We start from the raw sequence: 16,038 nt of genomic DNA, 5'->3' as shown, positions 1-16,038 counted from the left end.
TCCTAGGTTGATAACATGCTAAATCGATAAACTAAGCTATAAGTATGGTGGCATTCTACTCCGGCTTCAATAGCTTGGCTATTAGAAACTATAAAACCTCGCGTTTAAGGATCATCGAGCGCAAGCGCGGCTGACAAGGAGACCCCGTCATGAGTAAGCGTTTGTGCTACTCGGTGCTGAGATAATACCTCGCCAGTTACCTGTGAGCGACTATGGCTGAGCCAAGTTAACTCTTGGTCAGCGGCAAAAGATTTGGCATCACATAATAGCGACCACATCTGCCAGACTCGGTTGTGAGTGGCGGCGTCTAGTACGATACGCGAATGCTTACTGTCAGATAGCAAAGGCGATTGTAGCGGATCATTTGGATTGTACTGTACTACTTGAATAGGCATACCACTATCGAGCGCTATGGCGCAGTCCCATACACTAGCATCATCAATCTCGCCCCACCCTGTCAGCGCCGTAATCGCAAGTTCACTATCTGCCATCTGCCAAGTCTTGCCTGCCTTACAGCGCTGCGCGGTAATTGATTTATCAATACCACTTTTGGATTGGTAAGCTCGTTGTTTATCTTGCCAAAGATCATGACGACCTGCCTGCCAATATTGACTGACGGGTATACGCTGCACAAGTTCAAAGACGGTTTTAGCTAGGATATCAGTAGATTCTATGTTGATAGCTTGAGTGTTACTATTTTTCTCATTGTTTGAAGCGCTTAATGCGGTTTGTACAACGATACTATTCAAGCGCTTGACAGAGAGCGTCCCCAGCTGCTGCTCCAAGCTTTTTGAGAGCTGCTGCGCATTCAGCGTACTGGCTCTAGTGCGAGTCTGAGACGGCCTATGATCGGCCAAAAATAGCCAACTGCTAGCACTTTGCTCAGTAGCTTGATGACTCATAGCTGGATAAATAAGTACAGCCGCGCTTAGATACGTATCCCCTGTCGGCAATATATACAAAGTCGGCATCTGCACTAGAGTTTGCTGATTGGCATAGACACTTATCATCAAAAGCGCAAGAAGTGGTACTGCCAGCACTCGGCTAATGAGTCCGCGTGGCAGTAGCCAAGGCAGTAGTACCAAAAAAGCCATGAGCAATATCGCTGTATTTACAGGGGTATAAACCCACGCATCAGAGAGTGCAGGCAATGACGTCAGCCACAGTATCAATGTATGCAAACTTGCTACTAGGGTACTCACAAGCGCCCAAATCATATCTGCTACAGCAGGCGCAATCAAATAACACAGTCCTGCTAGTAGATTGAGCGGCACAATCACCCAGCCAAAGAGTCCAATAGCGAACAGGTTAATAATTAGGCCCCATAGCGATGCTTTGCCAAAGAGCAATAAAGTCACTGGTAATAAAGCGATGAACAGCCAGCATTGCAACCTAAACAGGCGCTTAAAAGCTGATAGCCATCGAGCTGTTTTTTTACCCTTTAGGGTTTGAGGCTGAGAAGGCTTAATTTGCGAAGAGCTAGTCTCTGTTTTAGCCTGCAATCCATACGTGTCATCGTATTTTAATAACAAAGCGACAGCAATGAACGATAGCCAGTAACCCGCTTGCCACAGTACAAAGGGATCAACCCAAGCCATAACAATAGCTAAGCTAAGTAGCACGCGCAAAGTACTTACCGGTAGCAACGTTAAACGCACCACCCCTATAGCCAGCAGCGTCCAAGCAGTACGAGCTGCAGGCACATCAAAACCTGTAAATAGCGCATAAATAAAGGCAGCTACGATCATCACCTGCCAGCGCACCTGCCAGCGCGGCACATAGCGATAAAGCACAGGTAATCTGCGATCAAATACGAAGGTCGCAAGCCCTGCCATAACAATGGCTAAAAACAATACATGCGTGCCTGAGATAGCGAGCAGATGCGAGATACCTGCCAGCTGATACAAGTCTTTGGTGCTGCGATTGATTAGACTACGATCGCCCGTTAGCAAACTGAGCGTGACGGCTTTTGCTTGTTGCTCTGCATCAGTTTTGGTACTCCAGTCTTGATAAAAATGCTGGCGTAATTGCCAGCGCACTTGATCAATACGGGTACGAAAAACGGTAAGATAAGAGGGTGATTGCTGAGTCGTAATCGCTGATGGCTCAATGTTAAGCGCTGATGGCTCTGTAATGTTAGCAATCGGTATGCCGACTTGATTGATAGTGGCCACCCCGTCGATATGACGCGCGCGCAGCCAGCGATAACTGTCAAAACCCGAAGGATTATTCATTGCCTGCTCTGATGTCGCAAGCGGCGCTAGGCTCAAGCTCATAAACAACTGATCGCCTGGGCGCAAATCATTTAAACTATTGAGAGACTGATTTGATACTTTGGGGTAAGCGCTCAGCAGTACCTTATAGGTTGAGACATAATCAGAGCGCTGACTATTATTGTCATTTGACAACAATGTGGGGTTTAATTCAGCCGCTGTCATCTCAGCGACTTGCGGCGCGTAATGGCTGATAGTCGCCACCTGCCGATAACCACTGCTCGCCTGTGTATCATAAACGCTGTCGCTTACGCCTTCGATAGTAACCAGCGCTGACACCCGCATAGAATCAGTAATTTTTGTAGTTTCTGCTTGCTGATACTCATAAGTAGCTTGCAAGGCGCTACCAGCGATAACTGCTAGGGTAAGCGTTATAGCAAATGAGAAATAAAGCAGATGATAAAAAGGTCTAGCAGGTTTTAGGGATTCTTTATAAGCGAGAAAATCAGCAGTAGAAGAGACAGTATGGGTACGGCGGCGCGCAGTTATCAGTAATAAAATAGCGGCAGTGATTAGTAAAAAAGGTACTAATAACGAGGAAGGTAGCACCATAATCGTTAAGGCGCCAACGGGAAATACTGGACTACTGGCAACCGCCAAGACGCCGAGCATTATACTTATAATAAGCGTACCTATCAGCCAATACACTCACGCTCCTTGTTTATGCCGCAGTCGCTTATATTTAAGATAAAAAACTTAAGTTGTAGACTCTCTAAGAATAGACATCTGTTAAATATACCGCGCCACGCTATCGCTGTACAATAGCAATTTTTTTTATATTACCCTATACTCGATATCGTGTTAAGGTTATTGGCGTCCTCTTTTATGGGGACAAAAATTATAAGTACATGCCACTACTATCAGCCTCTCGTTGGACGTTGAGCGGGCTTTAAATAATCATTCAAGGCAAGCCTGTGTCTCAAAAGCGTCTTAAAAACCTGCTACCTACACCAGAAAAGATTTTAGAAAGTCGCACAATGAAGCTATTTGCGCCGCATTTGGCAGATGCACGCTTGTGGCATTTTAATCGTCATAGTTTAAATAAAGCGGTATATATCGGTGTGCTAAGCGCTTTTTTTCCGCTACCCGGTCAGATGCTGCTAGCCTTGATAGGCGCGCTGATATTTCGAGCCAACGTCCCTATGGCGCTTGGTCTGACATGGATTACTAACCCGCTCACTACCCTACCTATATTTTACGCAGGCTATTATATTGGTGCCAAAATTATGGACGTGCCAATGATCAGTCTTCGGCTGATTGGCAGAATGATTGCAGATTTTAGTTTATGGGTATTATCAGATGGTGCAAATCCCTTTGTGACTTACAAGGGATTTGTCTCTTTGCCGGCGTTTTGCTTAGGTCTTACCATATTGGCTATTATCAGCAGTATTATTTGCGGACTAGCCTTCAAAGCAATTTGGCGCTATAAGACGGTTAGTAGTTGGCAAAATCGTCAACGACTTCGAGCGAAAAAGAAAAAAAGAAAGCGTTAAAAAAAAGCGTTGATAGTAACTAACACTCTTTAAAGGTTAGGTCTTAAATGAATTACTCTTAACTTTTTTGCGTGGCGTTAATCGCTTCAATAACAAGATCTGAAAAGTTACTTTCCATAAATAGGACTATCACAACTTCACTATTTTTAGTGAGCGTATAACGCATTCTACCCTCTGTGCTGGTTTGCGCATTCAAGTCGTAATCTACGCCGCCCAAAGTAATGGCGTCAAATACCGCCTTGAGCATCTTTATCTGACTGTCTCTATCCACTGTGTCGTATAGGGTAGGATCTAGATAAGGTCTTATCGGGTCATTGCCTTCTTCTGCACTCCCAAAAGCGGCAATCGGATCATCGTACTTAAACATCGTTATTACTCCTTAACCATCAAAGTCAAATCATACTCATTTACTTGGTCAAATCCTGTTGGACAAAACAGACTAATACGCCTCCCAATGACCGTTACGCAGCAATAGCTGGCGATCAGCGAGCGCCGCAAGATTGCGATCATGAGTAACCATGAGTAGTGCCGTTTGCATAGTGCTTTGTAGCTCTGAGAGCATTCCAAAGACACTTTGCGCATTGTCATAATCTAGATTACCTGTCGGCTCATCAGCGAGTATTAGTGAGGGTTTTGTCACCAAAGCGCGGGCAATAGCAACCCGTTGGCGCTCCCCGCCTGATAGCTCCCCTGGTCTGTGGTTAAGGCGATGATCCAATCCGACATTATTTAATATCTCAATCGCCTGCGCGCGGGCATCAGTGGTTGAGACCTTTGGACGCATCAGTAGCGGCATAGCTACGTTTTCGATCGCCGTAAACTCTGCCAGTAGATGATGAAACTGATAAATAAATCCCAGATGCTGGTTACGCATTGCGCCGCGCTCAGTCTCATTCATCTGATTAAGACACTTACCATGTAACCAGACCTCGCCGCTGGTTGGCGTATCAAGCCCGCCTAATAAATGCAGCAACGTACTCTTACCTGAACCACTGGTACCAACGATAGCGATACGCTCGCCTGCATTGATGGTTAGATCCAGACCCGTCAACACCTGAGTACGTACGGCCCCTTCGTCATATATCTTGCTAATGTTGGTCGCCTCTAAAATGGCAGACATAGCGCTTCCTTTATAATCATTTTTGTCAGGTAATAAATTGATAGATAGTATCAAATTCGTGCGTTACTCAAACGTCAGCTATTACTCATAGCGCAGCGTTTGAGCGGGCTGTATTCTAGCGGCACGGCGCGCAGGATATATCGTTGCCAAAAAGCTTAGGACAAATGATACGCCAGTGATAAGCACCACATCAGTCAAACGAAGCTGCGAGGGCAAGTAATTAATAAAATAGGCGTCAAATAGATTAAGGCCAAAGCTTTGATTAATAAAGCCTAGAATATCACTCACTGTAAGCGCAAATACGACTCCAAGAACCGTTCCTGCTACCGTACCAATCACTCCTATGACGACTCCTTGCACCATAAAGACCTGCGTTATCAGGCGCGGAGAAGCACCAAAGGTTTTGAGGATGGCGATATCAGCTTTTTTGTCAGTGACGAGCATCACAAGACTTGAGACGATATTAAAGGCGGCAACTAAAATGATTAAGAACAGCAGCAGGCCAACCATTGCTTTCTCCATTTGAATGGCACCAAATAGATTGCCATGCGTCTGTGTCCAGTCATTAGGATAGAGCTGATTAGGTGCGATAGCTGCGGCATTTTGCGCAGCAAGTGGTGCATTAAATAGATCGTCAAGCTTCATACGAATACCCTGAGCGCCCTCTGGCAAACGCAGCAACTTGCCTGCATCACCCATTGGAATAAACGCCATCAAGCTGTCGACCTCTGGGCTAATGCTAAAGATACCCGTTAAGGTAAAGCGCTTAAAGCGTGGTATCACGCCTGCTGCAGAAGGTGAGGCTTCTGGCAATACCAGCGTCACTTTGTCGCCTAAGCGCAGGCCTAATGATTGCACCATCTCCTCACCCAAAACGATACTAAAATCACCATTTTTTAGGGTGTCAATGTCGCCTTCAACCATATTATCATTGATAATAGAGACGTTCTTTTCGTAATCAGGCTCGACGCCCGTCACCATGATGCCAGCCACTTGACCGTTTGAGGTCAGCATGCCTTGAAGCTGAATAAAAGGCGCGACAGCGGTAACCTCAGGATCTTCTTCAATTTGATCTGCTAATTGTTCCCAGTTGCCAATCACCTCTGACGAGATAACAGTAGCTTGCGGCACCATACCTAGTATTCGCGTTTTAAGCTCACGATCAAAGCCGTTCATCACAGAGAGCACTGTAATAAGTACTGCCACACCCAAAGTCAGACCGACCATAGATATCAAGGATATAAAGGAGATAAATCGATTACTGCGCTCTGCTCGGGTATACCGCAAGCCAATAAATAACGCTAAAGGACGAAACATAGTTAAACTCTTTATCTTATCTATAGTAGATGGCTTACACTTTAAAATAGCTCAAAGGCTGTCTGACAATTCAAGCGTTATCAAAACAGCCACCAAAAAGTAAGCCCTACTAACAGATAGGGTTTTAGACATACCATTAATGCTGGTCGCCAAAAAATGGCTAGTTTGACACAAATTAGATCATATGTGCCAGTGATTCACATAAACTGCGCGTATTTTTTTGGCAAAAATAAAGGCGATATCATTATTTTTTATGAAGGGCTTGCTATTGGTTATTTTCATACCTATATATTGTATGTTAAGAAGCATTGTATGCTAAGGACGAATTCACCCATTAACAGGACTGAAAAAGCGTGCGCCTATTATGGCTAGGTATTGTTAACCGTTATCGGTCACTTATTTATCCCTATGTAAGCAAGCTTTTATAATCAGATCCTGCGACTGACTACATTTTGAGTACTCTCATGACTATCAACTATCAATATAAAAATGTACAAACCCCCACAAAAGTAACTTTGAGCGATGAGCAAACCGCCGGTCATGGCGACCATTGGCGCATATTAACGGACGATTTAAGCCGTGATGTGCCTGAGTGGCTCCAACTCATGATCGAAAAAGCGACTATGCCAAAGGGTCTCAATGGCAATGCTAGTGCTGAGGACAAATGCTTATTGCTCTCAGAAAACCAGCCCTGCCATATTAATCAAGTGCTCGCCATGCGTGATGGCAAGCCTGAGTGCTTTATTAACGCCTACCCTTGCGTGGACGGTCCTTACGGTCTCAAATGCCGAATCGAGCGTATTATCGTTAACGAAAATACTCAAGATGCAGTGCTAAGGCTGCGCACTGTTGATGGCAGTATTATCTATGCTTTTGATCAGCTCTATACCGCCAACCATCAGCTTTACAAGCAGGACGAGCTTTACTTTGTTAATTTTAGCGCGTGGGCACATGAGATCAGTCCAAGCGAGCAAAGTGAGACTATTTTGGTTGAAGATGTCGATGCTATTCGCTATCACCGCGCTTTTAATGACATTGTCGCCGCCAATGACGGTCAAGTACCAAAAGACGTTCAAGAGCAGATCAAAGAGTGGGAGCCTGAAACCAAAGAGCAGATGGCGCCTATTGAGATCAATTTAGGTCATATGTGTGCATACTTGTTTGGTGATACTTTAGGCCAAGAAGATGAGGCGTGGTGTCAAGGACAAGTACTGGGTAAGCAAGAAACTCATTTTAATGGTCAGTCCATTATTTTGTTTGATGTGGTCATCTTGCGCGAGCAAGACGCTGATCCATTCGTCGTGCGTATTGGCGCTGTAAACACAGAACAGAACAATGCTATTGAAGTCAATGATTACATACAAGCAAATATCTGGCTGCAAGCAGCAATCTACAAAGAAAATCAGTAACTAAAAATTTTTACTACCCACTAGCACTAAAAAAGAGCCTCTAAACATTAGAGGCTCTTTTTTAGTTGGAAGCTTAACTATCATACTTCTATAGTGAACTTACTTTTCAGCCATTGCTCTTAAGCCATAGTAGTCATAGCTTTTACTTTTTTGAACAGCTTTTTTTGCTCAGCGCTTGGACGAGCAGTCTGAACAGCCATAAGCTGCGACATATCGCCTTCAACGCGAATTTTGCCACTCATAAAGGCGCCCATGATCTGGTTCATATCAAACCCTGTGATAATAGATTGCAAGGTCTCGCGATCAAGCAGCAAAGTAGTGGTTGCCTCATCATTAAGACCACGATGTAATAATCCATCGGCAAAGTTAGCTTCGATAACCTCATCACCGTCAGAGACTTTTAGATTAATGACCATGTTAGCGAGTGCTGGCGGCAAGTTAAGCTCACCTGCGTCACGGCCCAATTGCTCAACTTCATCAAACCATGCATCCGTCAAAAAAACTGCCATATTATTATCCTTAATAAGTGCCTCACTGTTTAACCATGTAGGCATTCAAGATTGTTAAAGGGGATGATACTTAGGAGTGACTCGCTTAAAATATAAGCGCTATTCGCTAAACGCCTCTGACTTGTTAAAGTCACGTGACTCTAAGCATCCTATTTTGGTCTTAGACCGTTTTCCATTTCATTATAGTCGGCTAAGCTGCGATAAGTAAAACCCCAACTTGGCACTTATCATAAAATAGTAACAAAAAGTCACGGTAATCGCTGTTCGGTAATTAGTAGCCAAATCATAATTCAAGGGCATAAGCGTTCTTTTAATAATAAGTTGTCTGCAAAATAATTTACCAAAGAGTTTGTATTTTGGGTCACAGTTCTGATGATATTTACTTAATATTGCGTTACAATACCCTTAAACAGAGTCGGGAGTTTTAACCAAACATTACGTAGACGTGATTTTAAGAGTTATGCAAACAGTTAATGATGGTCACCACCCTACTGTTTAGCTTTGATATTTATCTTATCCCCTTTGTCTTGTGTAATGTTCAGTCTTGATCGAGCACCGATATTTTGCGCTTATTACACTAATCCCATGTAAGCGTTTAAGATACTCCCTGTTTTATACGATAAGACCCTACCGCTCAATTTTCTAATGTAGTTATGGTTAATTCTGTTGATAATTTAGGCTGTATAGGAATCATCCCATGAGTTTACAAAACACAGCAATCGCCCCCGTTGATAGTGAGTATGAAATCACTATCGTGCGATTCTTTACGACGATGACCGTCATTTGGGGCATTGTCGGCATGAGCCTTGGTGTATTCATTGCATCACAATTGGCTTGGCCCGCACTCAATTTTGACATTCCATGGCTGACATTTAGCCGATTAAGACCGCTACATACGAATGCGGTCATTTTTGCGTTTGGTGGTTGTGCGCTATTTGCCACGTCCTACTATATTGTTCAGCGCACTTGTAAGACTCGGCTGTTCGCTCCATATTTGGCGTGGTTTACCTTTTGGGGCTGGCAGGCAGTCATTGTTGCTGCTGTCATTACCCTGCCTATGGGTTTAACATCGACTAAAGAGTACGCTGAGCTTGAGTGGCCGATTGATATCTTAATCGCTTTAGTATGGATATCTTATGCCATTGTCTTTTTTGGTACTTTGATTAAGCGTAAGACGTCACATATCTATGTGGCGAACTGGTTCTTTGCTGCGTTTATTATTACTATTGCGCTACTACACATTGTCAACAGTATGGCAATCCCTGTCGGCGCCTTTAAGTCTTATTCGCTATATGGCGGTGCTACTGATGCAATGGTGCAGTGGTGGTATGGTCATAACGCGGTTGGTTTTTATCTAACAGCAGCCTTTTTGGGCATGATGTACTACTTTGTACCGGTACAGATTGGTCGTCCTATCTACTCGTATCGCTTGTCTATTGTGCATTTCTGGGCTTTGATTGCAGCATACATGTGGGCAGGTGGTCATCATCTTCATTACTCTGCGCTTCCAGATTGGACGCAGTCGCTGGCGATGGTCTTCTCAATTATTCTATTCGCGCCATCATGGGGCGGTATGATTAACGGCGTATTAACGCTATCAGGTAGCTGGGACAAGCTGCGTACCGATCCGATCATTCGCTTTATGATTGTGGCGTTATCCTTTTATGCGATGTCGACCTTTGAAGGTCCGATGATGTCTATTAAGACAGTGAACGCTTTGTCGCATAATACCGATTGGACTATTGGGCACGTGCATTCAGGCGCTCTTGGCTGGGTCGGTATGATTACAATCGGCTCACTATATGTGCTACTTCCACGTATTTATAACAAGCCTAAGATGTATTCAATCAGTTTGATTACCACGCATTTTTGGTTAGCGACTGCAGGTACTATCTTTTATATCGTCTCTATGTGGATATCAGGTATCGGTCAAGGCATGATGTGGCTTGCAACCAACCCTGATGGAACACTGGTATATAGCTTTGTTGATACGGTTGAGTTCTCGCATTATCCTTACATAGGTCGTGCTTTTGGTGGTCTGCTCTATGTATCAGGTATGTTCATCATGGCTTATAACGTCTATCGCACTATTAAGATGCCAGAAGGTAAGCCTGTGATGCTCGCTGATCCTACAGATCATAATCCTAGTGTTGATGAACCACAGACCGCTAAAGTATAAGGAGCAATCATGGCTGGTACACCGCATGAAATTATTGAAAAAAACACAGGTTTGCTCGTTATCGGTATCGTCATCGCAATCAGCTTTGCAACGCTTGTTGAGATCGTACCCTTAATATATGACTATAAACCTGCTGAAGAAGGCGGGGTGAACAAGCCTTTGCCTGCAATGGAACCTTGGACAGCGCTTGAGTTTGAAGGTCGGGATATCTATATCCGTGAAGGCTGTCATGTGTGCCATACGCAAATGGTACGTCCATTACGCGCTGAAGTTGAGCGCTATGGTCCCTACTCGCGCGCGGCTGAATCGACGTGGGATCACCCTTTTCTTTGGGGATCAAAACGTACGGGGCCAGATTTAGCACGAGTGGGTGGACGTTATTCTGAAGATTGGCAAAAGCAGCATCTAATCGCGCCAAGATCTTTAGTTCCTGAGTCTGTTATGCCAGGTTTCCCTTGGCTTGCAACGAGTGAAGTTGATGGCGCTAAAGTTCAGAGCAAAATGCAATTGTTCCGTGATCGTTTCGGTGTTCCTTATACGCAAGAGGACATCGATGGCGCGCCAGATGCGGTACTTGGTGCCACTGAGCTTGATGCTTTAGTTGCTTACTTGCAGCAGCTCGGTACTGCAATGGAAGGACAGCGCTAATGGGTATTGGTGATTTACAAATATTTGCAACGGTAGCTGCTTTCATCGCTTTTATAGGCGTTGCATGGTGGGCGTATTCACCAAAAAATAAAAAACGCTTCGAAGAAGATGCACAACTTGCGCTTGATGACGAGCATATTCAATCTTTGTCTGATGAGCAGCGCAATAAGGATAAACCATGACATTTTTTTGGAGTTCTTGGATAACCATACTTAGTATTGGGTGCTGGGTTTTCATTCTTGGGGTATTATTATTTGTACTTAAGTACAAACCTGACGTAGAAGAAGACGGTACAACCGGTCATGAGTACGACGGTATTCGAGAATATGACAAAGCGCTGCCAAAATGGTGGCTGGTAATATTTTTTGGCTCTATTGTTTGGGGCGTGGCTTACTGGATATTTTTTCCAGCCATTTTGCCGTCGCATTGGAATGGCGTTGCTACTGTTGAAGTCGATGGCGAAACGGTTCCTTGGACGTCAAAGAACGAGCTTTTTAGCGAGCTTGAAGAGAATGATAGAATCTTTACCAGTAACTTTGAGCAAACTATCTTAGCTAGAGCTGGTGCAACAGAGGCGACTACTATACTCAATGAGCTTAGCGAATTGCAGACGACTATGCGTCGTAGTGAGAATCCACCAGCGGATATTCAAACCCGTATTGATGAGAAGGTTGCCCAGCTTGCGCCAGCCGTAGAGAAGCTATCACAAGATCCAAATGCACTCAAAGTAGGTAGCCGTCTATTTTTGCAAAACTGCTCTGTGTGTCATGGTTCTAATGCTAAAGGTGCTAGAGGCTATCCTAACTTAACAGACAATGATTGGTTATATGGTGGCGGTGCTGATCATATTCTTACAACGCTACACAATGGCCGCGTAGGTGGTATGACGGCATGGCGTGATCAGCTTGGTGAGGAAGGCATACGTGCAGTAGCTGAATATGTACTTTCTTTATCTCCAAACAATGGCAGTACTAGTAACGGTGAGCTTGATCAAACTCTGGTTGCTCAGGGTGAGAGTATCTTTAAAGAGCCTACTAACTGCGTACTGTGTCATGGACCTGAAGGTAAGGGCATGATTTCAACGGGCGCGCCGAACTTGACCGATAATATATGGTTGTACGGCGGTGAGCGCGAAACGGTTCGTGATACCCTACGCTATGGCCGTGCAGGCGTTATGCCTGAATGGGAAACTAAGCTTGGTAATGAGCGTATTATGCTATTGTCAGCCTACGTATATTCACTGTCTGACAGAAGTAATGCAGCTGCGCCTATGACTGCTACTGCTACTAATAGTCAAAACAACGAACAAGCAACTGTAGCTAATTAAGCATATTATTATAGACTGAGCTTTAGACGTTTATTGTATAAATGGATGAACACCAAAAGGGAGAACTGTTATTGCAGCTCTCCTTTTTTATATTTTTTTATATACCTGTATTTAGCGTTGTGATGTCGTTAGTATTTCAATCATTACTTTTTAATGCTGCGATAAGCGATTGTTTTTTTTGATTATCTCCCCATTTATAGTAGGGGTAATGATAAAATATCTGTTATCGGTAGCCTGTTTTTTAGCGAGCACAATCGAGGTTTTAAACCCGTACTTATTGAGCGGCGCTATACATAGCTATTATGGCTCATAGTAGACTGATTCTTTTGAGAGGCATGTCATGTCAGAATCGCAATCTAATAAAATCCCTATCAAACAAATTGACCTAGATGCGACCAAACAGCGTGTCCATACTCGGTTTGTGACAGGGTTTTATCAAAATATTCGCGTCGCTAGTATGTACTTTTTTTTGGCGTTGTTTTTATTGTTGCCGTGGCTGCGTTATGATGGGCGGCAAGCGATTTGGTTTGATGTACCCTCTCAGCATTATTATATCTTTGGTATGACGTTTTTGACCCAAGATTTTTACTTTATCGCCGCTTTTGCATTAATTGCTGCGTTTACTTTGTTTATGGTCACCGTATTTGCAGGGCGTGTATGGTGCGGCTATGCTTGTCCACAGACTATTTGGACACATTTGTACCAGCATATCGAAAAATGGGTCATTGGCGATCGTAATAAGCGTATCAAGTTCGATAAAGCCCCAATGAGTCCAACCAAAGTGTTTAAGCGTAGTTTAGTGTATTTGATTTGGTTCATACTCTCTGTTATCACCGCAGCCACCTTTGTCAGTTATGTCGCTGGTACTGAGTATATTTTTGGTAGTTGGCAGATGCTAGGGTTTATCCCTTTTCCCGATTGGCCGACTTGGATATGGGTTTCCATGTTTATCTTTACCTTCGCCACCTATGCCAATGCAGGCTATATGCGTGAGCAGATGTGTATCCAGATCTGCCCTTATGGCCGTTTTCAGAGCGTCATGTTCGACAAAGATACTTTGATTGTCTCCTATGATTACGAGCGCGGCGAACCACGTGGTCCACGTAAAAAGGGCACCAATCCTGACCATCTAGGCGACTGTATTGAATGTACTATGTGTGTACAGGTCTGCCCAACAGGTATCGATATTAGAGACGGTCTGCAGGTGGCTTGCATCCAGTGCGCCGCTTGCGTCGATGCTTGTAACGAGATCATGGACAAAGTCGGTTATCCGCGTGGCCTAATCCGCTATACTACTGAGCGCCAGCTGGCTGAAAAGAAACCTAGTCGCGTGCTGCGTCCTCGCCTGTTCGCGTATTTAGCACTGCTTGCTATTTTGTGCGGCGGGCTTATCTTTGCCCTGACTGATCGCGTACCCTTAGAGATCGATATTCGCCGTGATCGCAATCAGCTATCGTCTATTAACGCCCAAGGTATGATTGAGAACAGCTACATCGTCAAGTTAACGAACAAAACTCAAGATGAACACACCTACAAGATTACCTTGGAACCACAAGATGGTTTAAGTTTGCAGCTACGCTTTAATGATGTGCCACTAGTAGCTGGCGAGAGCTTTGATATGTCCGTTAGCGTTTATGGCGACCCTGCTGTCGTAGAACCTGGACAAACGCCTATTACTTTGAATGTCGTCAGCGAAGATGGTAAGTATAGCGTGAGTAAGGATAATGTCTTTATCACTCAAGACTAATGACTTGGTCTTGTTCGTTAGTACCTTGATAGTTAATAAACAGTAAGTTACGTCATTAATTATATAGCAGGTGTTTTATGTCTACTTCATCACCGAACTTTAAGCATCAGGATAGTCAGCCTTGGTACAAGAACTACATGGTGATCATCTTTGTCATTGGCTTACCCGCCTTTGTGGTCGTCGCTTGTATTTTTTTCGTGTATTACTCTTATCAGATTCGCGATAGCGTGGTGCGCGATGATTGGTATATGGATGGCAAAACTCTGTATCATGACGTATCGCGAGATAAGCTCACTTACGATTTAGAGTTGCATGGTGATATGCGCTTTTCAGAGAACGGCGATATTGTCTTTTATCTCAACTATCCTGAACAAAGTGTGCAGACAGGTACCCTCAAAAATGGCACAGCGCTTACCTACCCTGATACTCTAGAATTGTCCATCTCTCATGCCACTGATATCAAAAAAGATCGCGATGTGGTATTAAAACATCAAGACGGTAATAAATATACGGCTCAAGTCGATATTGACCCGCTCAAAGCCAAGTACTATCTACAAGTGAGTAGTGATGGCGCAGCTGATTGGCGTATGCGTGATGTGGCGCGGCTACCACGCTCTGAGGTTAGTTTTGATCCGTTGCCTGTATTTGACAAATCAAGCTCTTAAAAGCATCAAATAAAAACCAGCTTATAAACCGCTGGTTTTTTTGTGTTTAGAGGATAGGGTTGATTGTCGGAATTTTTTGCATGGCATTGTGATGTTTTGGCAAATGACTACTATCGCCGCTTTGAGTCGGTTTTGAGTGAAAGTCTTGAGTTGATGGAGCCACTGGTAGATTCATCTTTTTGAGACTAGCGCTTTGTCCCACTTGTATGTTTTGCCCCTCAAAAGCACGCTCATTATCATTGCGCGCTAAGTTTAGTCCTTCAAAATCAAACAGTTCTCGATCTGCCAGCTGTGACGGGGCTACATTTTGCATGGCTTTAAATATCGAGGCCAAGCGCTGTAGATGTGCGTCATCCCAGTCGCGTAGCATATCATTATACTATGCTTATATCTTGACGGTAAATTTGCTAAAATAGCGCGCTTTATTCGCAAATATTACTTCTAGTAGCAAGCGTCACACGTGAGACTAGACGTTACGCAATATAACGAGAGGCTTATGACTGACTCCACTTCTAATACTATCGATAGCGCACAAAATGCCGTTGTCCTACTATCGGGCGGCCTAGATTCTGTGACCTGCCTGTATTGGGCAAAGGCACGTTATGCTAGTGTGACCGCCGTCAGTTTCAACTACGGTCAGCGTCATAATAGCGAGCTTGTCGCAGCAAAGTCTATTGCGCAAACGGCTGGAGTCGATCACCGCGTCATCGATATCGATATTGCGCAACTTGGCGGCTCCTCGCTTACGGATCACAGCATGATCGTACCAGATGGCGATACTGATACCTTCTCCCACAAAAAACGTGATGAGATCGATAATGACGCGATTCCAAATACTTACGTGCCAGCGCGCAATACTATATTTTTATCCTACGCTTTAGCCGTCGCTGAAGTCGCTGATGCCAATCATATCGTCATCGGGGTCAGCTCGGTTGATTATTCAGGCTATCCAGATTGTCGCCCTGAATATATTGCCGCGTTTGAAACCATGGCGAATCTTGCGACCAAAGCGGGCGTCACAGGCCATCACTTGAGCATTCAAACCCCACTGCAACAGCTCTCCAAAGCGCAAACAATCGAGCTTGGATTATCACTTGGCGTTGACTATGCTCAAACCATATCTTGTTATCAAGCCGATGCCCAAGGCCGCGCTTGTGGTGTTTGCGACAGCTGCGTGCTACGCCGTCAGGGGTTCGCTCAAGCAGGTGCGGTTGATCCTACATACTATCGATGATGATAACAACGGTTGCAGAGCCTATCTTATAGACGAAGCTTGTGCATAAAAGCGTAACATTTGATTGCATCATGACAGCACGCCTACGGTTTTATTTATGCCCTATAATTGCTATCT

Annotated in this window: 14 protein-coding genes and 1 pseudogene; 9 read left to right on the top strand and 6 right to left on the bottom strand. The window is 44.3% G+C overall.

The genetic code is table 11. The features are described from left to right. Positions 1-104: 104 nt before the first annotated feature. The gene (locus tag ACTXGE_RS10950) at positions 105-2,921 is read right to left on the bottom strand and encodes a ComEC/Rec2 family competence protein (protein WP_443543393.1); all 2,817 of its coding nucleotides are present in this window, start codon (positions 2,919-2,921) and stop codon (positions 105-107) included. A gap of 266 nt (positions 2,922-3,187) precedes the next feature. Here ACTXGE_RS10950 and ACTXGE_RS10945 point away from each other — a divergent pair, with 266 nt between their 5' ends. Beyond that, positions 3,188-3,766, top strand: a complete 579-nt coding sequence (locus tag ACTXGE_RS10945) for a DUF2062 domain-containing protein (protein ID WP_317198542.1) — start codon at positions 3,188-3,190, stop codon at positions 3,764-3,766. A gap of 58 nt (positions 3,767-3,824) precedes the next feature. Here the strand turns inward: ACTXGE_RS10945 and ACTXGE_RS10940 are convergent, their stop codons facing one another. The 3 genes from ACTXGE_RS10940 to ACTXGE_RS10930 all read right to left on the bottom strand — a co-directional run bounded on the left by ACTXGE_RS10940 (position 3,825) and on the right by ACTXGE_RS10930 (position 6,203). Further along, complete coding sequence (locus ACTXGE_RS10940) at positions 3,825-4,133, bottom strand: hypothetical protein (RefSeq protein WP_317198543.1); 309 nt, start codon at positions 4,131-4,133, stop codon at positions 3,825-3,827. 72 nt (positions 4,134-4,205) lie between these two features. Then, a complete protein-coding gene (lolD, locus tag ACTXGE_RS10935) occupies positions 4,206-4,886 on the bottom strand; it encodes a lipoprotein-releasing ABC transporter ATP-binding protein LolD (protein WP_443543396.1) in 681 nt (226 codons plus the stop codon). An 81-nt stretch (positions 4,887-4,967) separates the two neighbouring features. Further along, positions 4,968-6,203, bottom strand: coding sequence for a lipoprotein-releasing ABC transporter permease subunit (locus ACTXGE_RS10930; protein WP_443543398.1), 1,236 nt, complete (start codon positions 6,201-6,203; stop codon positions 4,968-4,970). A 464-nt stretch (positions 6,204-6,667) separates the two neighbouring features. Between ACTXGE_RS10930 and ACTXGE_RS10925 the strand changes: the two genes are divergently transcribed. Next, the gene (locus ACTXGE_RS10925) at positions 6,668-7,612 is read left to right on the top strand and encodes a hypothetical protein (protein ID WP_317198546.1); all 945 of its coding nucleotides are present in this window, start codon (positions 6,668-6,670) and stop codon (positions 7,610-7,612) included. 119 nt (positions 7,613-7,731) lie between these two features. Here ACTXGE_RS10925 and ACTXGE_RS10920 read toward each other — a convergent pair whose 3' ends face one another. Continuing rightward, complete coding sequence (locus ACTXGE_RS10920; RefSeq protein ID WP_443543400.1) at positions 7,732-8,121, bottom strand: SCP2 sterol-binding domain-containing protein; 390 nt, start codon at positions 8,119-8,121, stop codon at positions 7,732-7,734. Between the two features lie 697 nt (positions 8,122-8,818). Between ACTXGE_RS10920 and ccoN the strand changes: the two genes are divergently transcribed. The 6 genes from ccoN to ACTXGE_RS10890 all read left to right on the top strand — a co-directional run bounded on the left by ccoN (position 8,819) and on the right by ACTXGE_RS10890 (position 14,687). Beyond that, positions 8,819-10,300 carry a cytochrome-c oxidase, cbb3-type subunit I gene (gene ccoN / locus ACTXGE_RS10915; protein WP_317198548.1) on the top strand — a complete coding sequence of 494 codons (1,482 nt, stop codon included), beginning with the start codon at positions 8,819-8,821 and terminating at the stop codon, positions 10,298-10,300. 9 nt (positions 10,301-10,309) lie between these two features. Continuing rightward, positions 10,310-10,948, top strand: a complete 639-nt coding sequence (gene ccoO, locus ACTXGE_RS10910) for a cytochrome-c oxidase, cbb3-type subunit II (protein WP_317198549.1) — start codon at positions 10,310-10,312, stop codon at positions 10,946-10,948. Further along, positions 10,948-11,130 carry a cbb3-type cytochrome oxidase subunit 3 gene (locus tag ACTXGE_RS10905; RefSeq protein ID WP_317198550.1) on the top strand — a complete coding sequence of 61 codons (183 nt, stop codon included), beginning with the start codon at positions 10,948-10,950 and terminating at the stop codon, positions 11,128-11,130. Before ccoO ends, ACTXGE_RS10905 begins: the two co-directional genes overlap by 1 nt. Then, positions 11,127-12,275, top strand: a complete 1,149-nt coding sequence (gene ccoP / locus ACTXGE_RS10900; protein WP_317198551.1) for a cytochrome-c oxidase, cbb3-type subunit III — start codon at positions 11,127-11,129, stop codon at positions 12,273-12,275. The genes ACTXGE_RS10905 and ccoP overlap by 4 nt, the downstream gene beginning before the upstream one ends. A gap of 340 nt (positions 12,276-12,615) precedes the next feature. Then, a complete protein-coding gene (gene ccoG, locus ACTXGE_RS10895) occupies positions 12,616-14,022 on the top strand; it encodes a cytochrome c oxidase accessory protein CcoG (RefSeq protein ID WP_443543403.1) in 1,407 nt (468 codons plus the stop codon). 77 nt (positions 14,023-14,099) lie between these two features. Next, the gene (locus ACTXGE_RS10890; protein WP_317198553.1) at positions 14,100-14,687 is read left to right on the top strand and encodes a FixH family protein; all 588 of its coding nucleotides are present in this window, start codon (positions 14,100-14,102) and stop codon (positions 14,685-14,687) included. A 46-nt stretch (positions 14,688-14,733) separates the two neighbouring features. Here the strand turns inward: ACTXGE_RS10890 and ACTXGE_RS10885 are convergent. Then, positions 14,734-15,063 (bottom strand): annotated as a pseudogene (locus tag ACTXGE_RS10885) (tRNA 2-thiocytidine(32) synthetase TtcA); the annotation flags it as partial. A gap of 120 nt (positions 15,064-15,183) precedes the next feature. Here ACTXGE_RS10885 and queC point away from each other — a divergent pair. Next, positions 15,184-15,921, top strand: coding sequence for a 7-cyano-7-deazaguanine synthase QueC (gene queC / locus ACTXGE_RS10880; protein WP_443543406.1), 738 nt, complete (start codon positions 15,184-15,186; stop codon positions 15,919-15,921). Positions 15,922-16,038: the final 117 nt, after the last annotated feature.

Source organism: Psychrobacter sp. T6-4 (assembly GCF_052258425.1).
Lineage (GTDB): Bacteria > Pseudomonadota > Gammaproteobacteria > Pseudomonadales > Moraxellaceae > Psychrobacter.
The sequence above is the reverse complement of the archived record's forward strand: the minus strand, read 5'-3'. Positions and strand labels throughout refer to the sequence as shown.